Origin of the sequence: Arcanobacterium urinimassiliense, from assembly GCF_900119495.1 — a bacterium.
Taxonomy (GTDB): domain Bacteria; phylum Actinomycetota; class Actinomycetes; order Actinomycetales; family Actinomycetaceae; genus Arcanobacterium_A; species Arcanobacterium_A urinimassiliense.
On sequence record NZ_LT632435.1, the window covers coordinates 534745 to 558664 of the forward strand.

Sequence of the window (23920 nt, forward strand, 5' to 3'; positions counted from 1 at the left end):
GAGAAATAGTGCCAACTATTCAGCAGCTGGTCCGTAAAGGACGCAGCACTAAGACGAGTGCCACCAGCACGCGCGCGCTCAAAGGCAGCCCGCAGCGACGGGGAGTATGCACTCGTGTTTACACCACTACACCGAAGAAACCGAATTCAGCTTTGCGGAAGGTGGCGCGTGTGCGTCTTTCCTCTGGCATCGAGGTTTCAGCTTATATTCCTGGCGAAGGGCATAACCTGCAGGAGCACTCCATTGTGTTAGTGCGCGGCGGGCGTGTAAAAGACCTTCCTGGTGTTCGTTACCATATCGTCCGTGGAGCTCTAGACACGCAGGGCGTGAAAGGGCGTGTGCAGGCGCGTTCTAAGTATGGTGCGAAGAAGGAGAAGAAGTAATGCCACGTAAAGGCCCAGTACGTAAACGTCCGGTTATTGGCGATCCGGTTTATGATTCGACTCTAGTCACTAAGCTAATCAATCGAGTGCTCCTTGACGGCAAGAAATCTATTGCGCAAGGTATTGTGTATGGAGCTCTAGAGCAGGTAGCCGAAAAGACCGGCCAGGATGCTTTGACCGTTTTGAAGCGCGCAGTTGATAATATTCGTCCGCAGTTGGAAGTGAAAGGTCGCCGAGTAGGCGGTGCTACTTACCAGGTGCCGATGGAAGTAAAAGGAAATCGGGCTACCACCCTGGCACTGCGGTGGTTGGTAGATTATGCGCGGCTACGGCGGGAAAAGACCATGCTGGAGCGGTTGCAGAATGAGATTATGGATGCGGCCAATGGTTTGGGTGGCGCAGTGAAGAAGCGCGAAGACACTCATCGTATGGCCGAATCTAACCGGGCATTCGCTCACTATCGTTGGTAAACCCGGCTGCCTAGCAGTCATTTAGAAAAAGAAGAGAGAGTCTGTTTATATGGCAGAATATAAGGTACTTTCTGATCTACGGAAAGTTCGTAATATCGGCATTATGGCTCATATTGACGCGGGTAAAACCACGACTACTGAGCGCATCCTCTTTTATACCGGTATTAACTACAAGATAGGCGAAACGCATGACGGCGCTTCGACTACGGACTGGATGGAGCAGGAGAAAGAGCGCGGTATTACTATTACTTCCGCAGCTGTGACCTGTTTCTGGAAGAACAACCAGATTAACATTATTGACACCCCTGGCCACGTGGATTTCACCGTGGAAGTGGAGCGTTCTTTGCGTGTACTCGATGGCGCGGTAGCGGTATTCGACGGAAAAGAAGGCGTAGAGCCCCAGTCGGAGACGGTATGGCGGCAGGCGGATAAATACAATGTGCCGCGTATCTGCTTCATCAACAAGATGGATAAGATGGGTGCGGATTTTGAGTTTTCCGTAAAGACCATTAAAGAGCGTCTCAAGGCGGTGCCTTTGGTAATGCAGCTGCCGATTGGAGCAGAATCCAATCTGGCGGGAGTTATCGATTTGCTCAGCATGAAAGCGCTGCGTTTCCCCGGAGAAGATAAAGACGGTAATAAGACCTACGGCTCGTTGGTAGTCGAAGAAGAAATTCCGGCTGATTTACTGGAGAAAGCTAAGCAGTATCGGGCTGATCTGATTGAGCAAGTATGCGAAAATGATGAAGATTTGCTTGAGCAATATCTTTCTGGCGAAGAACCGGCAGTAGAAGATCTGAAAAAGGTGATTCGGCGCCTGACTATCTCTAATGAGATATTCCCGGTGTATTGCGGTTCTGCTTATAAGAATATCGGTATTCAACCGGTACTCGATGGTGTGGTAGATTTCTTGCCTTCGCCGCTGGATATCGATTGCGTACACGGCACCGATCCGCGCGATGAGACTGTGGAGCTGGAGCGGAAGCCTAGCGAAAGCGAGCCTTTCTCCGCTTTGGCATTCAAGATTGCTGCTCATCCTTTCTTCGGGCGTCTTACCTACATTCGGGTATACTCCGGAAAGATTGAGGCTGGCGGGCAGACTTATAATGCCACCAAGGGCAAGAAAGAGCGCATCAGCAAGATCTTCCAGATGCATTCCAATAAGGAGCATTCGGTAGACGTGGCGCACGCCGGGCATATTTACGCGGTAGTGGGATTGAAAGAGACCACCACCGGCGATACTCTCTGCGATCCAGCGCATCTGATTTCTTTGGAATCCATGACTTTCCCGGATCCAGTGATTCACGTAGCTATTGAGCCGAAGTCGAAGGGCGATCAGGAAAAGCTGGGTCTGGCTATTCAGAAGCTGGCCGAAGAAGATCCGACCTTTACTGTGAAGCTCGATGATGAAACTGGGCAGACAGTAATTGGCGGTATGGGCGAGCTCCACTTGGATATTCTCGTAGACCGTATGCGCAGAGAATTCAAGGTAGAAGCAAATGTAGGTGCGCCTATGGTTGCTTATCGCGAAACTATTCGGGCTGCTGCCGAGCATGTGGAATACACGCACAAGAAGCAGACCGGTGGTTCCGGGCAGTTTGCAAAGGTGCTCGTCACCTTCGAGCCGCTTCCGGAAAACGAAGAAGGCGCTACTTACGAATTCGTGGATTCGATTACAGGTGGGCGCATCCCGCGCGAATATATTCCGTCGGTAGATGCTGGTATCCAGTCGGCTATGGAGAACGGCATCCTCGCCGGATTCCCCATGGTGGGTGTAAAAGCTACACTGGAAGACGGCGCTTACCACGATGTGGATTCTTCGGAAATGGCATTCAAGATTGCTGGGCAGATGGTATTCCGGGAAGGCATTAAGCGTGCTAAACCGACCATCCTCGAGCCAATCATGGATGTGGAAGTCCGTACTCCGGAGGAGTACATGGGAGATGTCATCGGCGATCTCAACTCGCGCCGGGGGCAGATTTCTTCTATGGAGGACGCTACCGGTGTGAAGATCGTCCGCGCTCTCGTACCGCTTTCCGAGATGTTTGGTTATGTAGGCGATTTGCGTTCTAAGACGCAGGGTCGTGCTGTGTACACCATGCAGTTCGCTAAATATCAAGAAGTTCCGTCGGCAATTGCCGAAGAAATTATTAAGAAAACCCGTGGCGAGTGAGCTACAGGTCGATTTACAAAAGAAACATTCAACCAGTAGAATTTCACTTAACCATGGAATTGGTATCTGAGATATCATATTCTAGAAGCTGAAAGAACTACCCGATCCCAGGAGGGAACAAGTGGCCAAGGCCAAGTATGATAAGTCCAAGCCGCATATGAATATCGGCACCATCGGTCACGTCGATCACGGAAAGACGACGACGACCGCCGCAATTACCAAGGTACTTTCTGATAAGTACCCAGAACTCAACGAGTACACCCCCTTCGACAAGGTGGATAACGCTCCAGAAGAACGTCAGCGTGGTATTACCATTAACGTTTCTCACGTTGAGTACCAGACCGAAAAGCGTCACTATGCACACGTAGACGCCCCCGGGCACGCCGACTACATTAAGAACATGATTACCGGTGCTGCACAGATGGACGGCGCTATTCTCGTGGTAGCCGCTACGGACGGCCCGATGGCTCAGACCCGTGAGCACGTACTGCTCGCTCGTCAGGTGGGCGTGCCGGATATCATCGTCGCCCTGAACAAGTGCGATATGGTAGACGACGAAGAGCTCATCGAGCTCGTAGAAATGGAAGTTCGCGATCTGCTCTCTTCGCAGGAGTTCGACGGCGATAATGCTCCAGTAGTGCGCATTTCCGCTCTGAAGGCTCTGGAAGGCGATGAGAAGTGGGTAGATTCCATTCTCGAGCTTATGAACGAAGTAGATAACTACTTCCCGGATCCGGTACGCGATCTCGATAAGCCCTTCTTGATGCCTATCGAAGACGTCTTCACCATTACCGGCCGCGGTACCGTAGTGACCGGCCGTGTAGAGCGTGGCATGCTGAACCTGAATGAGGAAGTAGAAATCCTCGGTATTCGCGATCCGCAGAAGACCACCGTTACCGGTATCGAGATGTTCCACAAGTCGATGGATCACGCAGACGCTGGCGAAAACTGCGGTCTCTTGCTCCGCGGCACCCGTCGTGAAGATGTAGAGCGCGGCCAGGTTGTAGCCAAGCCGGGTTCTATTACCCCGCACACCAACTTCGAAGCTCAGGTATACGTGCTGAAGAAGGAAGAAGGCGGCCGTCACAATCCGTTCTTCTCCAACTACCGCCCGCAGTTCTATTTCCGTACCACGGACGTAACTGGTGTAATCACCCTGCCGGAAGGCACCGAAATGGTTATGCCGGGCGACAATACGGAAATGACTGTAGAGCTCATTCAGCCGATTGCTATGGAAGAAGGTCTAGGCTTTGCTATTCGTGAAGGCGGGCACACCGTTGGATCAGGTAAAGTCACCAAGATCATTAAGTAAGTGACTTATTGATTTAAGTACAGCTTGCTGAATCTTAGGCGGGCACATCGAAAAGATGTGCCCGCCGTTTTTTATCCTCATACTGTTTTTACCTTTATATAGTTTTTGCCCCCAAACTTATATAAAGCGTTAGCCTAATTTTTTTGGGGGGGCAGGGGATAGTGAGCAGTGGGCAGCAGGGTAAGTCTTTTCACAGCTACTTTACTTGGCAGCGTGAAGCTAGGGGAGTAGAGTAAATATCCGGTTCGTTTTGTACGGACGAGGCCTCTCAGTGCGATAGACCACCAAATGCAGCTGTAACTTGCTGAATAATGCGGTAGTTTGTAATACTGATTAGGTTGCTCGGAAAATCCGAGAAGAAACTTTGCCGAAGTGGCAAATGCTTCGGTGCATCACAAGGGTGTTCATCAACAATTGCATAGGGCTGAACGTAGTATATCGCGCGACACGCCCGAGTGCGGGGTTCGGTGGCACCGCGGTATAGAGAGGGAGACGACGCCATGGCGGGACAGAAAATCCGCATCCGTCTGAAGTCTTATGACCATGAGGTCATCGACAGTGCAGCGAAAAAGCTCGTCGACGAAGTTACCCGTACTGGAGCGTCGGTTGTGGGACCGGTGCCGTTGCCGACTGAGAAAAATGTTTTCACAGTTATTCGCTCGCCCCACAAGTACAAGGACAGTCGTGAGCAGTTTGAAATGCGTACGCATAAGCGGCTTATCGATATTGTCGATCCGACTCTGAAGACAATTGACACTTTGCGGCGGCTGGATTTACCGGCAGACGTAAATGTAGAGATAAAGCTCTGAGGTAACGCAGTATGGTTAAGAACATGAAAAGCGCCGCAGCTAAGCCGGTTAAGGCAGTGCTGGGTACGAAGCTCGGAATGACGCAGGTCTGGGATGAGAACGCTAATCTGATTCCAGTCACCGTCGTACGAGTAGGCAAGAATGTAGTGACTCAGATTCGTACCACTGAGAAAGATGGCTATGAAGCCATTCAGCTGGCCTCTGGAGAGCTGAAGGGTAAGAACGTCACCAAGCCTTTACAAGGGCATTTTGCGCAGGCTGGGGTAGAACCTCGCCGCCATGTAGCGGAAGTACGCACAGCAGATGCTTCTACTTATACGCTCGGGCAGGAAATTGGAGTTGAAACTTTTACCGCTGGGCAGTTGGTGGACGTAATTGGCAAATCCAAAGGTAAGGGCTTTGCGGGAGTAATGAAGCGGCACGGCTTTGCCGGAGTTTCCGCTTCCCATGGTGCACATCGCAATCACCGGAAGCCTGGTTCTATTGGAGCTTGTTCTACTCCGTCGCGGGTATTCCGTGGGATGAGAATGGCCGGGCGCATGGGTAATGCGCGCGTTACCACCCAGAATTTACAGATTCAATCCATTGATACAGATAACGATTTGCTTTTAGTGAAGGGTGCAGTACCCGGAAATAAAGGCGGCGTTGTTATGATCCGTACCGCCGTGAAGGGAGCCTGATATAAATGGCAGACTTCAAGGTAGATATTCTCGACTATGCCGGTGAAAAAGCCGGTACAGCTACGCTGCCGGCGGAGCTGTTTGACGTCGAGGTAAATATTCCTTTATTGCATCAAGTAGTAGTGGCGCAGCTGGCAGCAGCTCGCCAGGGCACCCATAAGACGAAGACTCGCGGCGAAGTTCGCGGTGGCGGTATCAAGCCTTTCCGGCAAAAGGGTACTGGCCGCGCTCGGCAGGGTTCGATTCGCGCTCCGCATTTCACCGGCGGTGGTACTGTGCATGGACCGCGTCCGCGGGATTACTCGCAGCGCACTCCGAAGAAGATGGTGGCAGCGGCGCTGCGCCAGTCGCTTTCGGATCGTGCTCGCCATGAGCGGATACATATCGTAAAGGGCTTCGTAGAGGGAGATACTCCGTCCACGAAGACAGCAGTGAAGTTGCTGGAAAAAGTGAACGATCTGCGTAAAGCGCTGGTAGTAGTAGGGCGTACCGATGAAGTTAATGCGCTTTCTTTGCGCAACCTTCCGCAGGTACAGCTCATTTTCGCCGATCAGCTCAATTCTTATGATGTGCTGGCCGCGGAAGACGTCATCTTCGTAGAAGAGGCGTTCACGGCGTGGGTAGCCGCCAATACGAAGGAGGAGACGAAATGAGTGATTCGCTCGCTGCGCTGAAGAATAAAGATCCGCGCGATATTATTCTGGCGCCGGTCGCTACGGAAAAATCCACGCGGCTGGAAGACGAAGGTAAATACACTTTTTACGTAGCTCCAGATGCCAATAAGACGGAAATTAAAATTGCTATCGAGCAGATTTTCCGGGTGCGGGTAGCTTCGGTTAATACGATTAATCGGGCTGGTAAAAAGCAGCGTACCCGGCAGGGAATTGGACAGCGGAAAGCTACTAAGCGCGCTATCGTCACCCTGCGTGAAGGCACAATCGATATCTACGGAAATATTGTCGGTTAATCCGGCGGAGAGATTGAGGATAAGAACTCATGGGAATTCGTAAGTACAAGCCGACGACTCCTGGTCGTCGCCGTGCGAACGTTGCCGACTTCGCTGAGATCACCCGGTCTACGCCGGAGAAGTCGCTGGTTCGTCCGCTTTCTAAAACTGGTGGGCGCAATAATAATGGGCGCATTACTACTCGCCATAAGGGCGGTGGCCATAAGCGTCAGTACCGGGTAATTGATTTCCGTCGTCACGATAAGGACGGAATCTCCGCTCGGGTTGCTCATATTGAATACGATCCAAATCGCAGTGCGCGTATTGCTTTATTGCACTATGTAGACGGCGAAAAGCGCTATATTCTCGCTCCGGAAAACCTCCGGCAGGGAATGATGGTGGAGAATGGCCCAGCGGCTGATATTAAGCCCGGCAATAATCTCCAGCTGCGCAATATCCCCGTAGGTACTGTGGTGCACGCGGTAGAGTTGCGTCCCGGTGGGGGAGCAAAGATTGCGCGTTCGGCAGGCGTATCGGTACAGCTAGTAGCAAAAGAAGGCAAATATGCACAGTTGCGGATGCCATCTGGCGAAATTCGCAATGTGGAAGCTGCTTGCCGTGCTACGGTAGGTGAAGTTGGAAATGCTGAGCATTCCAATATGATTTGGGGTAAAGCAGGCCGGAGCCGTTGGCGGGGAATTCGCCCAACTGTTCGTGGTGTTGTAATGAACCCGGTAGACCACCCGCATGGTGGCGGTGAAGGTAAGACTTCCGGTGGCCGGCATCCGGTTACGCCGTGGGGTCAGAAAGAAAAGCGGACCCGTCATCCTAATCGACCCAGCGACAAGCTCATTGTGCGCCGTCGCAAGACCGGTAAGAAGCGCTAATCAGGAGGAGATGAGCAATGCCGCGTAGTTTGAAAAAGGGTCCTTTTGTCGATGCCCATCTGTTGAAGAAAATCGACGAACAGAACGAAAAGAATACCAAGAACGTGATTAAGACCTGGTCGCGCCGCTCGATGATTACTCCAGATTTTCTGGGGCACACCATTGCAGTGCACGATGGTCGCAAGCACGTGCCAGTATTCATAACTGAATCCATGGTAGGGCACAAGCTAGGAGAATTTGCTCCTACGCGCACTTTCCGTGGGCACGATAAAGAAGACAAAAAAGGACGCCGCCGCTGAGGGGCGTAGCACGAGAAAGAGATAGGCAAAATTATGGAAGCTAAGGCGCAAGCACGGTTCGTGCGCGTCACGCCCCAGAAATCGCGCCGCGTGGTGAATGAAATCCGCGGCAAGCGGGCTCTGGATGCCGTCGACGTGCTTACGTATGCACCGCAGGCGGTAGCTCGGGATGTAAAGAAGATTGTGCTCTCTGCACTTGCTAATGCGCATTATGCCGCCGATCAGGCCGGTGAGCGCTTTGACGAAGCTGATTTTTATATCGCAGCTGCGTATGTTGACGAAGGGCCGACTATGAAGCGTATTCGCCCCCGGGCGCAAGGCCGGGCGAACCGCATTCTGAAGCGGACGAGTCATATTACCGTCATCGTCAGCAATGAAAAGAACGAGAAAGGAGCCTGATTGTGGGACAGAAAGTAAACCCTACTGGGTTCCGCCTCGGTATCACTACTGATCACCGCGCTCGGTGGTTTTCCGATTCCGCCAAAGAAGGTCAGCGCTATGCTGATTACTTGGGTGAGGATATTAAAATTCGGGAGCTGCTGACCAAAGGATTAGAGCGAGCCGGAATGTCCAGAGTACATATTGAGCGCCGCACCGAACGGGTGGTTATCGATATTCATACCGCACGTCCCGGTATCGTAATTGGCCGGCGTGGCGTGGAAGCCGATCGTCTCCGTACTGATTTGGAGAAATTGACCGGAAAAGCGGTACAGCTGAATATTCTGGAAGTTAAGAATCCGGAAGCGGATGCCCAGTTAGTGGCGCAAGGAATCGCCGAGCAGCTCTCGGCACGTGTTTCCTTCCGGCGCGCTATGCGTAAAGGTATCCAATCTGCTCAGCGGGCGGGCGCGAAAGGTATTCGCGTTCAGTGCTCGGGTCGGCTAGGTGGTGCTGAAATGTCTCGCTCGGAATTCTACAGTGAAGGTAGCGTACCGCTCCATACACTGCGAGCGAATATTGATTACGGCTTTTTCGAAGCCCGCACTACTTTCGGGCGGATTGGTGTAAAAGTCTGGATCTATCGCGGCGATATGACCGATCAGGAATATTACCGCTCTTTGGCTGAGAAATCCCAGAAGGGACGGGCTGGCAATGCCCGGCGCGGAAACCGCCGTGGACGGCGCGGAGGCCGCGAGCAAAATAATCAGCAGGTACAGGATCAGCAGGTACCGGTAGAAGCCGCTGCCTCGGCAGCAGAAGCTGCTCCGGCCGCTCCGGCTCCGGAAACTGCTCCAACACAGGAAACGGAGGCCTGAGTTTAATGCTCATTCCCCGCCGCACAAAGTATCGTAAGCAGCATCGTCCCGACCGTCATGGCATGTCTAAAGGCGGCAATGAATTGGCGTTCGGCGAATACGGGGTGCAGGCTCTTGAACATGCCTACATCACCAATCGACAGATTGAAGCTGCGCGTATTGCAATGACCCGCCACGTAAAGCGTGGGGGCAAGATATGGATTAACATTTTCCCAGATCGCCCGCTTACCAAGAAAGCTCTTGGTCTGCGTATGGGTTCTGGTAAAGGTCCGGTAGAGACTTGGGTTGCCAATGTGAAGCCCGGGCGCGTTATGTTTGAAATCGCCGGTGTTGAGGAGACCTTAGCGCGGGAAGCTCTTCTGCGCGCTATGCATAAACTCCCAATTAAAACCCGCTTTATCTCGCGCGAGGAGGGTGAATAATGGCTAGAGGAATTACCACTGCAGAGCTGGATAAGCTCACTGACAGCGAGTTGGCTGAGAAGCTCAAGGAAGCAAAAGAAGAGCTTTTCAACCTGCGTTTCTCGGCAGTCACGCACCGTCTGGAAGATTCGGGGCGTTTGCAGGAGGTACGGCGTAATATCGCACGTATCTACACCATTGCCCGGGAGCGAGAGCTCGGCATCCGTACTGCTCCGACGGCTAAGAAATGAGGTCTAAAGTGAGCGAAGAAAATACTCAGCCACTTTCCCGCAATCACCGCAAAGTGATGCGTGGATACGTGGTAAGCGACAAAATGGATAAGACCGTTGTGGTTGCCGTGGAAGAGCGGCGTAAGCATGGTCTGTATGGAAAAGTACAGACGCATACGAAGCGCGTAAAAGCCCACGATGAGAACAACGAAGTGCGCGTAGGCGACCTCGTATCCATTATGGAAACCCGCCCGCTGTCTGCTAATAAGCATTTCCGCGTGGCAGAGATTATTGAAAAGGCAAAGTGAGAGGCTTTTTGCCTCTCACCCGTTCGGCAAGGCTCTTCCTAAGAGAACCAGCACGACGAAGGAGAAATAAATGATCCAGCAGGAGTCTCGGCTTAAGGTCGCCGACAACACCGGTGCGAAAGAAATTCTTTGCATTCGGGTGCTCGGTGGATCCGGCCGGCGCTACGCCGGAATTGGTGATGTAATAGTCGCCACCGTTAAGGACGCTATTCCCGGCGGAAATGTAAAGAAGGGCGATGTGGTGAAAGCCGTAATCGTCCGTGCGAAAAAAGAAACTCGCCGCATCGATGGTTCATACATCAGCTTTGGTGAAAATGCAGCCGTTTTGATTAAAGACGACCATGAGCCGCGCGGTACCCGTATTTTCGGGCCGGTGGCGCGGGAACTGCGTGATAAGAAATTCATGCGGATTGTTTCATTGGCACCGGAGGTAATCTGATGGCGAAGATCAAGAAAGGAGACCTGGTAGAGGTCATTGCTGGGCGCGATAAGGGCCAGCAAGGGCGAGTACTGCAGGTATTTCCGAAGGAAAATCGCGTAATCGTAGAGGGCGTACAGCGAGTAAAGAAGCACACTCGCGTCGGGCGCACCGAACGTGGAGCAGCTACTGGTGGTATTGAAACTGTAGAAGCTCCTATCCATATTTCTAATGTGGCGCTGCTCGGCCCGGATAAGAAACCGGTACGAGTAGGCTTCCGGGAAGTGGAAGTAGAACGCAACGGTAGAAAGAAAATTGTGCGGGAGCGGATTGGCCGGCGCGCCGGAGAGGAGATTGAACTGTGAGCACGGAAGTACATCACATGCCTCGTCTCAAGGAGAAATACCGGAAAGAGATTGCACAGAAGATGCAAGATCAGTTCGGCTATGCAAACGTAAATAGCGTCCCGCAACTGGTAAAGATAGTGGTGAATATGGGCGTGGGTGAAGCTGCGCACGATTCGAAAGCTATTACCGGTGCAATTGAAGATTTGAAAGTGATTACCGGGCAGATGCCGCAGGTGACGCGGGCTCGTAAGTCTATTGCGCAGTTTAAACTGCGCGCGGGTGTGCCGATTGGTGCGCACGTGACTATGCGTGGCGATAGAATGTGGGAGTTCCTTGACCGGCTTCTTTCCACTGCCCTGCCGCGTATTCGCGATTTTCGCGGACTTTCTCCGAAGCAGTTTGATGGCAACGGCAACTATACTTTTGGTTTGACCGAGCAGGCGGTATTCCACGAGATTGATCAAGATAAAATTGATCGGGTGCGTGGCATGGATATTACCGTAGTTACGACTGCAAAGAACGATGACGAGGGACGCGCTTTGCTGCGTTACCTGGGATTCCCATTCAAGGAGGACTGAGATGGCGAAAACTGCTTTAAAGAATAAGGCTGCTCGGAAGCCGAAGTTTCAGGTGCGTGCCTATACGCGCTGCCAGCGCTGTGGCCGCCCCCATTCGGTATATCGCAAGTTCGGTTTATGCCGTATCTGCCTGCGTGAGCTTGCCCATCGGGGCGAACTCCCGGGTGTAAAGAAGTCCAGCTGGTAAGAATCTACGTTATAGGTCCATACGGAAACCATAACGGGAAAGGGCTTTGCCCAATGTCAATGACAGACCCGATTGCAGACATGCTGACGCGTCTGCGGAATGCCAATTCAGCATTCCATGAGACGGTATCTATGCCGTACTCAAAAATGAAGGCGAGTATCGCCGATATCCTCGAGCGCGAAGGATACATTGCTAAATACGAGGTAGAGGATGCGAAAGTTGGTAAGACTCTCACCCTCACTCTGAAATTCGGTCCGAACCACGAGCGCTCGCTTGCGGGTATTCGGCGGATTTCCAAGCCAGGACTTCGGGTATATGCGAAGTCTACGAAACTACCGCAGGTGCTGGGCGGGCTAGGTGTAGCAATTCTTTCTACATCTTCTGGCGTGCTCACCGACCGCGAAGCTAAGACTCAGGGAGTAGGCGGGGAAGTCCTTGCCTACGTGTGGTAAGGGAAGGAAGATACATTATGTCGCGTATTGGTAAACTTCCTGTAGCCATTCCCGCTGGTGTGGAAGTCACCCTGGAAGGGCGGAATGTGCGGGTAAAAGGGCCGAAAGGTGAACTTACCCAATACATACCGGAACCTATTGAAATTAAGATAGCTGACAACGAAGTAGTAGTCACTCGGCCTAATGAGGAGCGGGAAACTCGCTCTTTGCACGGTTTAGCGCGCACTCTTATTTACAATAATGTAGTTGGCGTGACTACTGGATATAAGAAAGATCTAGAAATCGTGGGCACCGGTTACCGTGTGGTACCGAAAGGCGCTGATTTAGAGTTTTCTCTCGGCTATTCGCATCCTATTCTGGTAAAAGCTCCGGAAGGAATTACTTTTCAGGTAGACGGCCAGACGAAACTTTCCGTATCGGGAATTTCTAAAGAGCTCGTAGGCGAGACGGCTGCTCGCATCCGCAAGCTGCGCCTGCCGGAACCTTATAAGGGCAAAGGCGTTAAGTACGCTGATGAACACATCCGCCGCAAGGCTGGAAAGGCTGGTAAGTGATGGCTGTAATTAAGCATAAGAACAGATTTACTGCTCGGGCGCGTCGTCATGCCCGCTTACGCAAGCGCATTTCTGGCACCACTGAATGCCCACGTTTAGTAGTCACCCGCTCTAATCGGCATATGGTGGCGCAGGTAATTGACGATACGGTAGGGCGTACTTTGGCTTCCGCTTCCACTATGGAAGCAGAGCTGCGTGCAAGCACGGCAAATAAAGTAGATAAAGCTAGTGAAGTTGGCAAGCTGGTAGGAAAGCGAGCCCTCGATGCTGGAGTTACCAAAGTAGTATTTGACCGTGGCGGCAATAAGTATCACGGGCGCGTGGCTGCAGTAGCAGACGGTGCGCGTGCGGCAGGGCTGGAGCTGTAATGGCACAACGAGAGGAAGAACTTATGGCTGCTGAAGAGCAGAACAGAGTGGAAAGCTCGGATAAGGGAAGCGGGCGCGCAGAGCGCGATAACCGCCGGGGTGACCGGAAAGGCGGCCGCCGCACCAATCGTCGCGCCGAAGAAAAGAATACTTATATCGAGCGCGTCGTCAGTATTAACCGCGTAGCTAAGACGGTAAAGGGCGGCCGGAGAATGTCGTTCACTGCTCTAGTAGTGGTAGGCGATGGAAATGGTACGCTCGGCGTAGGATATGGCAAAGCGAAGGAAGTACCGGCAGCAATTGCTAAAGGCACGGAAGACGCAAAGAAGAATTTCTTCACCATTCCACGTATCGGTACCACTATTCCGCATATCGTGCAGGGCGAAGATGCAGCGGGAGTAGTTTTGCTGCGTCCAGCTGCCCCCGGTACTGGTGTAATTGCCGGTGGTCCGGTGCGTGCCGTCATGGAGTGCGCTGGTATTCATGATGTACTCAGCAAATCTCTCGGATCTTCGAATGCGCTGAATATTGTGCGGGGTACTATTGCGGCTTTGCAGAAGCTGGAACAGCCAGAAGCGGTAGCAGCACGGCGGGGTTTGCCGCTCGATAGAGTAGCACCGGCGTTCATGCTGCGGGCTCGGGCTGAGTATGAAGCAAAAGAGCGGGAAGACGCAGAAATTGCTGCTGCTCAGGAAGAAAATGAAGCGGCAGCGGCAGGAGTGAGCGCATCATGAAATTAAAAATTACGCAGAAGCGCGGTTTGGTAGGCTCTACAAAGAGCCAGCGCGATACTATGCGCTCGTTGGGGTTGCATAAAATCCACCAGTCCGTGACTCGGGAAGATAATGCAGCTACACGCGGCATGATTAAGAAAATCGAACATCTCTTAATCGTGGAGGAGGTAGACTAATGGCGGAAAAAGAAACTACAGAATCGGTAGATATTCTCCAGCTGCACGATTTAGTGCCTGCTCCGGGTGCCAATAAGTCCCGTATACGGGTAGGTCGCGGTGAAGGTTCGAAAGGTAAGACGGCCGGGCGCGGTACTAAGGGTACGAAAGCTCGGAATACCGTGCGGCGTGGCTTCGAAGGTGGGCAGATGCCTTTGCATATGCGCCTTCCGAAGTTGCGGGGATTCAAGAATCCAGCGCGCGTGGTATACCAGGTAGTAAATTTGGATAAGCTTTCTGAGCTTTTCCCCGCGGGTGGCGAAGTCACCGTCGCGGATCTGGTAGCTAAAGGCGCGGTACGCCCGAAGGAACCAGTGAAATTACTCGGTGACGGAGAAATTACTGTAAAGGTAAACGTCAAAGTGGATGCTTGGTCTGCTTCAGCGCAGCGCAAAGTAGAAGCAGCTGGCGGTAGCCTTGAAAAGCAAAGCTAATAATTGAGAATCGGCTTCTACTTCAAAAAAGGTAGAAGCCGATTCTTTTTCTATCCACGGGCGGGTAGTAAATATGTACTCCGCAGCTCGAAAATAAATAGAAAAACACTATAATATATAAACGGTATATTTAGTTTCGGCGGCAAAGCCGAATTATGCAGCACCGGTATAACCGGTTTACGGGGAGGAAAACTCTTGCTCAAATCACTAGCAGCGGCGTTCCGCACTCCAGATTTGCGGCGAAAGCTGCTCCTGACGATATTAATCATGGTGATTTACCGTTTCGGTACTTATATTCCCGCTCCTTTTGTTTCGTATGTAAATGTGACGAAATGTATTGATGAAGCTGGTAATGCCGATCTATTGACCATGATGAATATGTTTGCCGGGGGCGGTATGCTGAAGCTTTCCGTCTTCGCGCTCGGAATCATGCCTTATATTACGTCGTCGATTATTATGCAGCTAATGCGGGTAGTGATTCCGCGGCTGGAAGAGCTCCATAAAGAGGGGCAAACCGGCACCGCCAAAATTACTGAATATACCCGCTATCTCACAATCTTCTTAGCGGTATTGCAATCCTCAGTGATTGTATCCGTAGCTAATTCGGCTCTTTTCCCCGGTTGTTCTGTGCAACCAATTCCGAATGATTCTGTAATCCGCCGTTTAGCTACTATTTTAGTGATGACGGTAGGTACGGCTCTCGTAATGTGGCTGGCAGAAGTAATTACCGAACGGGGGGTAGGGAATGGAATGTCACTCCTTATCTTCACTGGTATTGCGGCTTCTTTCCCGACTTTACTAGGGACTGTATCTAAATCGGCAGGTGGCTGGAGCTACGTAGCGCTAGTAGTGCTGATGTTCCTCGCAATTACTGCAGTAGTAGTATTCGTAGAGCAATCCCAGCGCAAGATCCCGGTACAGTACGCGAAGCGGGTAGTAGGGCGCCGTACCTACGGAGGTACCTCTACCTATATTCCGTTGAAAATAAATATGTCGAACGTAATCCCAGTGATTTTCGCTTCTTCTATTCTTTCTTTGCCGCAAATGATAGCGCAATTTGGCAATCCCACCTCAGGCTGGGTACAGTGGCTCCGCGCGAATTTCACCTGGACTTCTCCGGGATACATGCTGGCGTATGTAGTACTGATTATTTTCTTTGCTTTCTTCTACACGTCGATCACTTTCAACCCAGAAGAAATAGCCGATAATATGAAGCGCTACGGAGGATTTATTCCGGGAATTCGCGCCGGGCAACCTACTGCTGATTATTTGCGCTACGTAATTAATCGTATTAACTGGGTAGGTGCTATTTATCTGGCAATCGTAGCTCTTATACCCCACGTAGTATTCGTGCAGCTCGGTATTAAATCTGCCAGCTTTGGCGGTACTTCAATTATTATTTTGGTTGGCGTCGGCCTGCAGACGGTTAAAGATATCAATGCTCAGCTGCAGCAGCGCCACTACGGAGGATTCTTGCGATGAGTTTAAGACTATTATTGGTAGGCCCACCGGGAGCGGGAAAAGGTACGCAGGCAAAGACCATTGCGGAAAAATTTGGAATTGCCAATATCTCTACCGGAGCTATTTTCCGTTCGCATATTTCTCGCGGTACGGAATTAGGTAAGCAGGCTGCTGCTTATATTGAAGGCGGGAATTTGGTACCGGATGAGCTCACTGATGCTTTAGTACGCGCGCGTTTGAGTGAAGCGGATGCACAAAATGGGTTCTTGCTCGACGGTTATCCGCGTAACTTACATCAGGTGGACGCTCTCGATGGCATATTACAGGATCTACAGTTGCCTCTCTCGGTAGTAGCGGAGCTAGATATTCCCGATGAAGATATTGTGGGGAGGTTGCTGCGCCGGGCTGAAATTGAAAAGCGCGCCGACGATACGGAAGAAGTAATTCGCCACCGGATAGCGGTGTATCATAGCGAGACTAAGCCGGTCACTGCGGCCTATGCGGAGCGCGGTCTGCTGTTACGGGTAGATGGCACCGGCACCATTGAGCAGGTAGCACAGAATTTGCAGCTAGCTCTCGCGCCTTTTGCCGAGAAATAATTAAAATCGGTTAACTGAAACGTTAAATTTAAAAGAGCTAATTAGAAAAGATTGGCGATATAGGGGTGTCGGTAATGCGGCGAGAAGCGGGTATTAAATATTGGAATAATACGGAGATTCTCGCTATTCGCCGAGCAGCTCTGGTAGTAGCTGATATTCATCAAGCATTGCGAGAAGCAATTCGCCCCGGTATTACAACTGGGGAACTAGACGATATTGCGCGGGAAGTTTTAGCAGCGCACGGAGCTAAATCCAATTTTTATGGATACTACGGCTATCCGCGCCAGACCTGCATATCTATAAACGATACGGTAGTACACGGAATTCCGGGGGAGGAAGTGCTCCAGCCGGGTGACTTAGTTTCTTTAGATTGTGGAGCTGTATTATCAGGCTGGCATGGAGATGCTTGCTTTACTACGGTACTTCCCGGCGGCGATCCGGCGGTGCGGCAGGTGCGCTCGCAGCTTTCTGCTGTTACGGAAGAAGCTCTCTGGTACGGTATAGCCGCTATGGCGCAGGAAAAATATGTGGGTGATATCGGCCGAGCTATAGATGACTATGTGATGGATATTCCTCCTGCGGAACGCCCCGATATAGTGGAAAATTTTACTGGGCATGGCATCGGCACAGCTATGCATATGGAGCCTACTGTGCTTAATTACCGTACTCGTGGCCGGGGCGCTCGTTTACGCCCAGGTATGGTGCTTTGCATTGAACCAATTTTCACCGCAGGAAAGCAAGCTAATTATACGCTGAGCGATGAATGGACAGTAAAGACGCAAGATGGTTCAGATGCTTGCCACTGGGAGCATGAGGTCGCTTTACATGAGGGTGGAATCTGGGTGCTTTCTGCTCCAGATGGTGGAGCGGCAGAGCTAGCTCGGTTTGGAATCACTCCGGTTCCGCTTTAATTTCGAGGAGATCAGCACTTCTATATTTTCTATATTTCGCGAAGCACAGGTATTTCGCGATGTACGAACTTTTCGTGGCAGTTTTGTCGGTTTACTTTCCTTTATTTTTATCTTGGGCTTTAGTCCTAAATGAGTATTTACTCGTGGGGTAATTCATTAGGCTAGAAGCTCTAAATTAAAGACTTTTCCGCCCGTTATCAGAGTTTTTATTATGCTGATAGGGATAGAAGAACTTTACTTACAATAAGGTAGGCAAGAAAGTACTATGAGAACCTCATCCAAAAAAGCCGGAGCTGTAGCAGCAGTCGCAGCGCTCACTATTACCGCTCCCGTAGCTATGGCAGATTCGGAAGTTCCCGTTGTAACCAATGAAAATGAAGGAAATGCTCAGCAGACCGTTGATCCGGCAGCGGAATCAAAGCAAGAGCTAGAAGCTGCTAAGCAAGACGCCGCTCGGGCGCAATCCGATTTTGATGCAAAGAAGCAGGAAGAAGCAGAGGCCGCCAAAGCAGCTAAACAGCTGCAAGATGATGCGGCTGCGGCGCAAGATAAGGCTAAGAAAAGCGAATCTGCTGCTGTAACTGCTTTGACGCAGGCGCAGGCAGATAGTAAGCAGAAAGCCACGGCAGCTGCGCAGAAAGAAGCAGCTACTCGCAGTGCTTTAGAAAGCGCACAGAAAGCTAAAGAGGCAGCTAGTGAGCAAGTAGATAAGGCGAGCCAAGCCAAGGAAACGGCAGCAAATGAGTTAGCTGCTAATCCAGCTGTAGATGAGGGGAAAATTACCCAGGCCAAAGAAGAAGTAGCTAAAGCAGAGCAGGCGAAAGCTGATGCAGAAGCTACTCAGAAGCAGGCGGCAGATAAACTAACGCAGCTGCAGAAGGATGCAGCTGCGCAGGCAGAGGCGAGTAGCCAAGCCGATAAGGATCTGCAAGCTGCCAAGCAAACTCAGGATGCGGCAGATAAGGCTGTGCAAACTGCTCAGAAAAAGGTGGAAGATCTTACCGCGCAGGTAGCGCAGTTGGAAAGTAGCGCTGGAGCTGCATTACAGCAGGCACAAGCTGAACTGAGTGAAGCACAGAAGCAACTTGCCCAGGCACAAGAAGCTGAGAAGCAGGCGAAAGCAGACCTAGCTACTTTAAATGAGAAAGCTAGCGCGGCAAAGGCAGATTTAGAGCAGGCTAAGCAGGCGGAAGCAGCGGCGCGCGCTCAACTTGCCGAGCTGCAAAAGCAGCAGGAAGAAGCGAAAGCTAAACTGGAAGCAGCTACCTCCAAGCGAGATGCTTTACAGGCTAGCTTAGCGGCGGCCCGGGCTAAAGATGCGGAAGCTAAGCAAAAGGCACAAAATGCGGGCACCACATTAGCGGCGGCGCAGGAAGCTAAGAACGCAGCAGATGCTGCCGTCGCTGCGGCGGAGCAGCGCGTAGCGGCGGCGAAAGCGGCTGTGGATAACGATACCAGCAAGGCAGATGCCCAAAAACAGTGGGATCGCGGAGCTGCGGGCTTTTACGAGGCAATGGGCTCCCAAGAGGCCCTGGAAGTATTAACCAAACCGCAGGGAGTCCACGCTGAGTATAATCCACAAATTTTTGGGAATGATGACGCGCGTACTTTGGAGAATATGAAGTTCTCTCTCGAACAAATAGCGGAAATAAATGCTAAGCGGCAAAGGGATGGCGGTATTGATGGCCGCAAGCTTTCCTTGCTGCAAATTGATGACTATTCCATGGCTATAGCACAAGCAAATGCCAATTACTCTTCGAAGCGTGGTGGGCACTCGCGAGTTTATAGAGATCACTATGAGAATCTGTTTAGCGCTGCATCTAGTAGTCCTTCTTACAAGCCGACTTCGAAAGACGCTTTAAAAGGTTGGTGGGATGAAGAAAAAGTATTATTTGATAAGTTGCGCGCCCAAGGAGCAACTAGCCGGAAGCAGATGGACGACATAATTAAGAATGATCCGAATTTGGCAGGGAGAGCAGCCGTAGGGCACTATACCAATCTGGTGGATGATCTGATGTGGGGAGATTCCCGCATGTCAGGGCCATATGTAGAAGATAGTAAGGTTATTGGATACGCAGCTCGTTCAGCCGAAACATACAAGGATCCTCGGATTAAATCTCAATTTGTACATTCGATGGTGCTGAGCTCTAATGTGAAGGGTAAAAGTTTCTCAGTTGAAGAATACACTGCCCGCTTCATGGCATATTACAATGATTTGCTGGCGAAGAAGTCGGGCGGAGATCCGCAAGTGCAGCAGGAATATGAGGCGGCACTAAAGGCTTTAGAAACAGCTAAGACGGAGCAAAGTACGGCGGCGGCCACCTTGGCGGCCCGGCAGAGTGAAAAGAATGCGGCAGATGCTGCCGCAGCTACAGCTGCGCAAACTCTGCAAAAGAATGAAGAAGATTTGCGAGTAGCGGAAGCTGCTATTGCCACTGCCCGGGAGGCACAGACGCAGGCGGAAGCTGCCGTCCAGGCGCAGCAGCCGGTAGTTGCTGCGGCCAGTCAGGCGGTTACGGATAAACAAACCGCAAAGAATGATGCTGATTCTGCTGCCGCTGCAGCACAAGAATTGGTGAATAAAGCAGCAGCAGCTGTGCAGAGCAAGCAGGCTTTGGTAGATGAAAAAACCAAGGTGATAGAGAACATTGAAGGCGGCACTGCATTGCGGGACGCCAAGGCAAATTTGGAGACTGCGAAAGCAGATTTAGCGCAGGCGCAGGCTAAACAGCAGGACGCAATCGCTAAAGTAGAAGATGCCAAGGCGAAGGCGCAGAAAGCCACTGCCGCTAAGGAACAGGCAGCTGCGGCAGTTCAAACGGCGCAAACGGATGTAAATACTGCACAAGCTGCGGTAGAGCAGGCGGCCAGTCGGTTGCAAGCGGCCCAAGCCCAGTTGACGCCTTTGCAAGAAGCTCAGGCTAAGCACGAAAAGGCCTTGGCAGCTGTAACAAGCGCAGATGAAGCCCTACAAAAGGCCCAAGCTCAGTTGCAGGCAGCAAAAGATGATATTTCGAAGCAAGAAGCGGCAGTTGCTAGTGCACAGCAGGAAGCTCAGGCGGCGAATGCGCGCGCGGAGTACTTGGCAGCGGTAGATTCTGCGGCAGCTTTACAAAACGGGATGCCAACCGATAATGCGCACTTAAATGCCTACGATTTACCGGCGAAGTTCAATATTGTGCGTAGCGCACAAGAAGCGGCTGCTAAGGCCGCAGAAGCTGCTCAGAAAGCACAAGAAAAACTGCAGGTAAAGCAGGAAGAAGTAGCTACTGCGCAGAAACTCTTGCATCAGGCGCAAACGGCACTGCAAGCAGCGCAGCAACATTATAATGAGTTACATCCGGTAAATATCACGCTTTCTGCCACCCAGATACAGCAGGGAAGTACGATGCTGTTTACTGTCGGCGGGTTCGATGCCGGTGAACAGGTAGATTTCCATGTGCGTTCTGAGGTTGTCTATGCTGGGCGGGTTGTAGCCGGTGCGGACGGCATGGCGCGTATTGCTTGGAAGGTTCCAGCCAATTTTGCGCTCGGAAAGCATACGGTAACTGCAACTGGAAAAGAAACTGGCCGGGCCATTAGTAAAGAATTTACCGTGATTGCTGCTGCAGCTAATGCTTCTGTGGCGGTAGCGCCGGTGAATTCCGCTGATCCGGCAGCGACTAAGCCACTTGCTCAAACTGGTTTCCTTGGATCAGAGTTAGCTGGTGCGGCACTGATTGCGCTAGCTGGTGGAGCAATGCTGGCAAGGCGCGGCAAGCATCATGCGTAAGTAAATAGCTTAGCGGAAACTAGTGAACTGCTAGCTGCGGGGTCAGGTAAAGCCAGAAGTAATTGAGGCGGCGTCTGGCCCCGCAACTTTTTATTAAGGTGGATTCGGCTATTTGGCGTGATGAGATACACCTCTTTTCGCCTTTATTTTCCAGCATTTTTTCGGCTAGACTGGAGCATTGGCGCATCTGTATTTAGGCAGTTGTGCATGAGCGGTAGCATTAGCTGCAGTTCAGAGAAAAAGATAGGAAGTAAGCGGGAAATATGGCGAAAAAAGAAGGCGTCATCGAAGTAGAAGGCACAGTGCTGGAAGCACTGCCGAATGCGATGTTTCAGGTGGAGTTGGAGAACGGGCACGTGGTGCTCGCCCACATCTCCGGTAAGATGCGTCAGCACTACATCAAGATCCTTCCGGAAGATCGAGTGGTAGTAGAACTTACTCCTTACGATCTTAATCGTGGCCGCATTGTTTACCGATATAAGTAAATAGGCGGATTCTCGCAGAGTAAGATCCGTTGCCGGTCTTATCTGCAAAAGGAACGGCAGCAAAGGAAAGACACATATGAAGGTCAAACCAAGCGTGAAACGGATTTGTGATAGTTGCAAGATCGTGCGCCGCAAGGGCACGGTGATGGTAATTTGCACCAATCCGCGGCATAAGCAGCGTCAGGGATAACTGGCGTTTCGCTTAGAAAAAGCAGTAAGAAGCATTGCCGGCGAAATGCAACCCTTAGTCCGAAGGCTAGGGCTCGTGGTGAAAAACGAGATGGCAGTGCTACACACCTTCGGGATAGAAAATAGGAGCCACATAATATGGCACGTTTAGCAGGCGTTGATTTACCTCGTGAAAAGCGAGTGGAGATTGCGCTCACTTATATTTACGGCATTGGGCGTCCCAGTTCTTTGAAAGCTCTGGCCGCTACAGGGGTGAATCCAGATACCCGCGTAAAGGATCTCACTGAAGAAGAGCTCGTAAAGCTCAAAGAATTTATCGATGAGAATTTCCAAGTAGAAGGCGATTTGCGCCGCGAAGTGCAGGCAAATATTCGCCGGAAGGTAGAAATCGGTTGTTACCAGGGCCTGCGGCATCGTCGGGGTCTTCCCGTACATGGGCAGCGTACAAAGACGAACGCGCGTACCCGCAAGGGGCCAAAGCGTACGGTTGCTGGTAAGAAGAAGGCTTAAGAGGAAATCCGGTATTCGGAAAATAGTTTCAGGAGATTATGTAAATGCCACCCAAGACTCAGACGCGCAAGCCGCGTCGCAATGTGCGCAAAAATATTACTATTGGTCAGGCTCATATTAAGTCGACCTTCAACAATACGATTGTGTCTATAACCGATCCGAACGGAGAAGTAATCGCTTCTTGCTCTGCCGGCATGGTGGGCTTTAAGGGTTCGCGTAAATCTACTCCGTATGCTGCGCAGCTAGCCGCAGAAAATGCAGCTCGCCGGGCTATGGATCAGGGAGTTAAGAAAGTAGATGTATTCGTAAAAGGCCCCGGTTCTGGCCGGGAAACCGCGATTCGTTCTTTGACTGCTTCCGGCTTAGAAGTGACTTCGATATCTGATGTCACTCCGCAAGCTCATAATGGATGCCGTCCTCCCAAGCGCCGTCGCGTTTGATATCCGGGGCTTTTTGCCCCTCCTCGGGCTTATTGCCCATCCAACTGTTAGGCAGATGGAACACTGAGAGGCGTCATATAGCGGGCGCCTGTGAAAGGAAAAAATAGTGATTATTGAACAGCGGCCTACGCTGACCGAAGATAAAACTTCCGAGATTCGTTCTCGTTTTACTCTGGAACCGCTAGAGCCTGGTTTCGGATATACGCTGGGTAACTCCCTGCGGCGGACTCTACTGAGCTCCATACCGGGAGCGGCAGTCACCTCGATTAATATCGACGGCGTATTGCACGAATTTTCCACTATTGAAGGCTGTAAAGAAGATGTAGCGGAAATTATCCTTAATATAAAAGAATTAGTGGTCACTTCCGAGCACGATGAGCCGGTTTCGATGTACTTGCGTAAGCAAGGGCCGGGGCAGGTGCTAGCTTCGGATATTACTCCGCCCGCGGGCGTAGAAATTCACAATCCAGATTTAGTGATTGCTACTCTGAATGAAAAAGGGAAACTGGAAATAGATCTCACTGTGGAGCGCGGGCGTGGATACGTATCGGCTGCTCAGAACAATTCTCCTGACTATGAAATCGGGCGAATTCCGGTAGATTCTATTTACTCTCCGGTAGTGCGTGTTTCTTATAAAGTAGAGGCTACTCGAGTAGGGCAGCGCACTGATTTCGACCGGTTAATCGTAGATGTAGAAACCAAGCCTTCTATGGCGCCGCGGGATGCTTTTGCTTCTGCCGGCAAGACTTTGGTAGAGCTCTTTGGTCTGTGTACCGAGCTCAACGAAGAAGTAGAAGGTCTAGAGCTGAAAGAACCGCCGGTACCGGAGCAGCAGTCTTCGGATTTACAGCGGCCGATTACGATTCTGAATCTGCCAGCTCGTTCGCAGAACTGCTTACAGCGCGAAGGAATTCACACCATCGGTGAGCTAGTGATGCGTTCGGAGGCGGATCTGCTAGATATCCGTAATTTTGGTGCTAAATCTATCGAAGATGTGAAAGCGGAACTGGAGAAGATGGATTTACATCTGCGGGATACTCCCGGACCTTTCGTTTCCAATTTTGCTGATGACAGCTATTCCATGACTTTTAGTGACGACGTGCAGTAAAACG

General features: G+C 51.3%; 34 protein-coding genes. All 34 read left to right on the forward strand.

From position 1 onward, the window contains the following. Nucleotides 1–8 precede the first annotated feature (8 nt). Complete coding sequence (gene rpsL, locus BQ7117_RS02415; protein ID WP_073996029.1) at nucleotides 9–383, forward strand: 30S ribosomal protein S12; 375 nt, start codon at nucleotides 9–11, stop codon at nucleotides 381–383. Beyond that, on the forward strand, nucleotides 383–853 hold the full coding sequence (gene rpsG, locus BQ7117_RS02420) for a 30S ribosomal protein S7 (protein WP_073996030.1): 471 nt from the start codon (nucleotides 383–385) through the stop codon (nucleotides 851–853). Before rpsL ends, rpsG begins: the two co-directional genes overlap by 1 nt. Before the next feature lie 49 nt (nucleotides 854–902). Continuing rightward, entirely contained in the window at nucleotides 903–3026 is a 2124-nt protein-coding gene (gene fusA / locus BQ7117_RS02425) for an elongation factor G (protein ID WP_073996031.1), read from the forward strand. Between the two features lie 121 nt (nucleotides 3027–3147). Next, nucleotides 3148–4338 (forward strand): elongation factor Tu, encoded by a 1191-nt coding sequence (tuf, locus tag BQ7117_RS02430; protein ID WP_073996032.1) that lies wholly within the window; start codon nucleotides 3148–3150, stop codon nucleotides 4336–4338. Nucleotides 4339–4838: 500 nt separating this feature from the next. Beyond that, nucleotides 4839–5147, forward strand: a complete 309-nt coding sequence (rpsJ, locus tag BQ7117_RS02435; RefSeq protein WP_073996033.1) for a 30S ribosomal protein S10 — start codon at nucleotides 4839–4841, stop codon at nucleotides 5145–5147. An 11-nt stretch (nucleotides 5148–5158) separates the two neighbouring features. Beyond that, complete coding sequence (gene rplC, locus BQ7117_RS02440) at nucleotides 5159–5827, forward strand: 50S ribosomal protein L3 (RefSeq protein ID WP_073996034.1); 669 nt, start codon at nucleotides 5159–5161, stop codon at nucleotides 5825–5827. Between the two features lie 5 nt (nucleotides 5828–5832). Next, a complete protein-coding gene (rplD, locus tag BQ7117_RS02445) occupies nucleotides 5833–6480 on the forward strand; it encodes a 50S ribosomal protein L4 (protein ID WP_073996035.1) in 648 nt (215 codons plus the stop codon). Continuing rightward, nucleotides 6477–6794: a 50S ribosomal protein L23 gene (gene rplW, locus BQ7117_RS02450; RefSeq protein WP_073996036.1), complete on the forward strand. Its 318-nt coding sequence runs from the start codon at nucleotides 6477–6479 to the stop codon at nucleotides 6792–6794. The genes rplD and rplW overlap by 4 nt, the downstream gene beginning before the upstream one ends. Nucleotides 6795–6823: 29 nt before the next feature. Beyond that, nucleotides 6824–7660 (forward strand): 50S ribosomal protein L2, encoded by an 837-nt coding sequence (rplB, locus tag BQ7117_RS02455; protein ID WP_073996037.1) that lies wholly within the window; start codon nucleotides 6824–6826, stop codon nucleotides 7658–7660. A gap of 17 nt (nucleotides 7661–7677) precedes the next feature. Then, nucleotides 7678–7959, forward strand: a complete 282-nt coding sequence (gene rpsS / locus BQ7117_RS02460; protein WP_073996038.1) for a 30S ribosomal protein S19 — start codon at nucleotides 7678–7680, stop codon at nucleotides 7957–7959. Nucleotides 7960–7992: 33 nt separating this feature from the next. After that, nucleotides 7993–8358: a 50S ribosomal protein L22 gene (rplV, locus tag BQ7117_RS02465; RefSeq protein ID WP_073996039.1), complete on the forward strand. Its 366-nt coding sequence runs from the start codon at nucleotides 7993–7995 to the stop codon at nucleotides 8356–8358. 2 nt (nucleotides 8359–8360) lie between these two features. Beyond that, nucleotides 8361–9215 carry a 30S ribosomal protein S3 gene (gene rpsC / locus BQ7117_RS02470; RefSeq protein WP_073996040.1) on the forward strand — a complete coding sequence of 285 codons (855 nt, stop codon included), beginning with the start codon at nucleotides 8361–8363 and terminating at the stop codon, nucleotides 9213–9215. Between the two features lie 5 nt (nucleotides 9216–9220). Then, nucleotides 9221–9637 (forward strand): 50S ribosomal protein L16, encoded by a 417-nt coding sequence (gene rplP, locus BQ7117_RS02475; protein WP_073996041.1) that lies wholly within the window; start codon nucleotides 9221–9223, stop codon nucleotides 9635–9637. Beyond that, complete coding sequence (gene rpmC, locus BQ7117_RS02480; protein WP_073996042.1) at nucleotides 9637–9867, forward strand: 50S ribosomal protein L29; 231 nt, start codon at nucleotides 9637–9639, stop codon at nucleotides 9865–9867. Before rplP ends, rpmC begins: the two co-directional genes overlap by 1 nt. Then, a complete protein-coding gene (gene rpsQ / locus BQ7117_RS02485; protein ID WP_073996043.1) occupies nucleotides 9864–10154 on the forward strand; it encodes a 30S ribosomal protein S17 in 291 nt (96 codons plus the stop codon). The genes rpmC and rpsQ overlap by 4 nt, the downstream gene beginning before the upstream one ends. 70 nt (nucleotides 10155–10224) lie before the next feature. After that, complete coding sequence (rplN, locus tag BQ7117_RS02490) at nucleotides 10225–10593, forward strand: 50S ribosomal protein L14 (RefSeq protein ID WP_073996044.1); 369 nt, start codon at nucleotides 10225–10227, stop codon at nucleotides 10591–10593. Then, nucleotides 10593–10937: a 50S ribosomal protein L24 gene (gene rplX / locus BQ7117_RS02495; protein ID WP_073996045.1), complete on the forward strand. Its 345-nt coding sequence runs from the start codon at nucleotides 10593–10595 to the stop codon at nucleotides 10935–10937. The genes rplN and rplX overlap by 1 nt, the downstream gene beginning before the upstream one ends. A 17-nt stretch (nucleotides 10938–10954) precedes the next feature. Then, nucleotides 10955–11497 carry a 50S ribosomal protein L5 gene (gene rplE / locus BQ7117_RS02500; RefSeq protein WP_073996943.1) on the forward strand — a complete coding sequence of 181 codons (543 nt, stop codon included), beginning with the start codon at nucleotides 10955–10957 and terminating at the stop codon, nucleotides 11495–11497. A gap of 1 nt (nucleotide 11498) precedes the next feature. Further along, nucleotides 11499–11684 (forward strand): type Z 30S ribosomal protein S14, encoded by a 186-nt coding sequence (locus BQ7117_RS02505; RefSeq protein ID WP_073996046.1) that lies wholly within the window; start codon nucleotides 11499–11501, stop codon nucleotides 11682–11684. Between the two features lie 53 nt (nucleotides 11685–11737). Beyond that, the gene (gene rpsH / locus BQ7117_RS02510) at nucleotides 11738–12136 is read left to right on the forward strand and encodes a 30S ribosomal protein S8 (RefSeq protein WP_073996047.1); all 399 of its coding nucleotides are present in this window, start codon (nucleotides 11738–11740) and stop codon (nucleotides 12134–12136) included. A 17-nt stretch (nucleotides 12137–12153) separates the two neighbouring features. Beyond that, complete coding sequence (rplF, locus tag BQ7117_RS02515) at nucleotides 12154–12690, forward strand: 50S ribosomal protein L6 (RefSeq protein ID WP_073996048.1); 537 nt, start codon at nucleotides 12154–12156, stop codon at nucleotides 12688–12690. Beyond that, nucleotides 12690–13058: a 50S ribosomal protein L18 gene (rplR, locus tag BQ7117_RS02520; protein WP_073996049.1), complete on the forward strand. Its 369-nt coding sequence runs from the start codon at nucleotides 12690–12692 to the stop codon at nucleotides 13056–13058. Before rplF ends, rplR begins: the two co-directional genes overlap by 1 nt. Before the next feature lie 23 nt (nucleotides 13059–13081). Beyond that, complete coding sequence (gene rpsE / locus BQ7117_RS02525; protein ID WP_073996944.1) at nucleotides 13082–13792, forward strand: 30S ribosomal protein S5; 711 nt, start codon at nucleotides 13082–13084, stop codon at nucleotides 13790–13792. After that, nucleotides 13789–13968, forward strand: a complete 180-nt coding sequence (gene rpmD / locus BQ7117_RS02530) for a 50S ribosomal protein L30 (RefSeq protein WP_073996050.1) — start codon at nucleotides 13789–13791, stop codon at nucleotides 13966–13968. The genes rpsE and rpmD overlap by 4 nt, the downstream gene beginning before the upstream one ends. Then, a complete protein-coding gene (gene rplO / locus BQ7117_RS02535; protein ID WP_073996051.1) occupies nucleotides 13968–14441 on the forward strand; it encodes a 50S ribosomal protein L15 in 474 nt (157 codons plus the stop codon). Before rpmD ends, rplO begins: the two co-directional genes overlap by 1 nt. Before the next feature lie 195 nt (nucleotides 14442–14636). Beyond that, nucleotides 14637–15923 (forward strand): preprotein translocase subunit SecY, encoded by a 1287-nt coding sequence (gene secY / locus BQ7117_RS02540; RefSeq protein ID WP_073996052.1) that lies wholly within the window; start codon nucleotides 14637–14639, stop codon nucleotides 15921–15923. Then, nucleotides 15920–16501, forward strand: a complete 582-nt coding sequence (locus BQ7117_RS02545; protein WP_073996053.1) for an adenylate kinase — start codon at nucleotides 15920–15922, stop codon at nucleotides 16499–16501. Before secY ends, BQ7117_RS02545 begins: the two co-directional genes overlap by 4 nt. A gap of 74 nt (nucleotides 16502–16575) precedes the next feature. Beyond that, the gene (map, locus tag BQ7117_RS02550; RefSeq protein ID WP_143273952.1) at nucleotides 16576–17412 is read left to right on the forward strand and encodes a type I methionyl aminopeptidase; all 837 of its coding nucleotides are present in this window, start codon (nucleotides 16576–16578) and stop codon (nucleotides 17410–17412) included. Between the two features lie 265 nt (nucleotides 17413–17677). Beyond that, on the forward strand, nucleotides 17678–21184 hold the full coding sequence (locus BQ7117_RS02555) for a CAP domain-containing protein (RefSeq protein ID WP_073996055.1): 3507 nt from the start codon (nucleotides 17678–17680) through the stop codon (nucleotides 21182–21184). Between the two features lie 263 nt (nucleotides 21185–21447). Continuing rightward, on the forward strand, nucleotides 21448–21669 hold the full coding sequence (infA, locus tag BQ7117_RS02560) for a translation initiation factor IF-1 (RefSeq protein ID WP_073996056.1): 222 nt from the start codon (nucleotides 21448–21450) through the stop codon (nucleotides 21667–21669). A gap of 76 nt (nucleotides 21670–21745) precedes the next feature. After that, on the forward strand, nucleotides 21746–21859 hold the full coding sequence (gene rpmJ / locus BQ7117_RS02565) for a 50S ribosomal protein L36 (RefSeq protein WP_073996057.1): 114 nt from the start codon (nucleotides 21746–21748) through the stop codon (nucleotides 21857–21859). Nucleotides 21860–21996: 137 nt separating this feature from the next. After that, nucleotides 21997–22368 (forward strand): 30S ribosomal protein S13, encoded by a 372-nt coding sequence (rpsM, locus tag BQ7117_RS02570; RefSeq protein WP_073996058.1) that lies wholly within the window; start codon nucleotides 21997–21999, stop codon nucleotides 22366–22368. A 44-nt stretch (nucleotides 22369–22412) separates the two neighbouring features. Continuing rightward, on the forward strand, nucleotides 22413–22808 hold the full coding sequence (gene rpsK / locus BQ7117_RS02575) for a 30S ribosomal protein S11 (RefSeq protein ID WP_073996059.1): 396 nt from the start codon (nucleotides 22413–22415) through the stop codon (nucleotides 22806–22808). A 106-nt stretch (nucleotides 22809–22914) separates the two neighbouring features. After that, nucleotides 22915–23916: a DNA-directed RNA polymerase subunit alpha gene (locus BQ7117_RS02580; protein WP_073996060.1), complete on the forward strand. Its 1002-nt coding sequence runs from the start codon at nucleotides 22915–22917 to the stop codon at nucleotides 23914–23916. The last annotated feature ends 4 nt before the right edge of the window (nucleotides 23917–23920 follow it).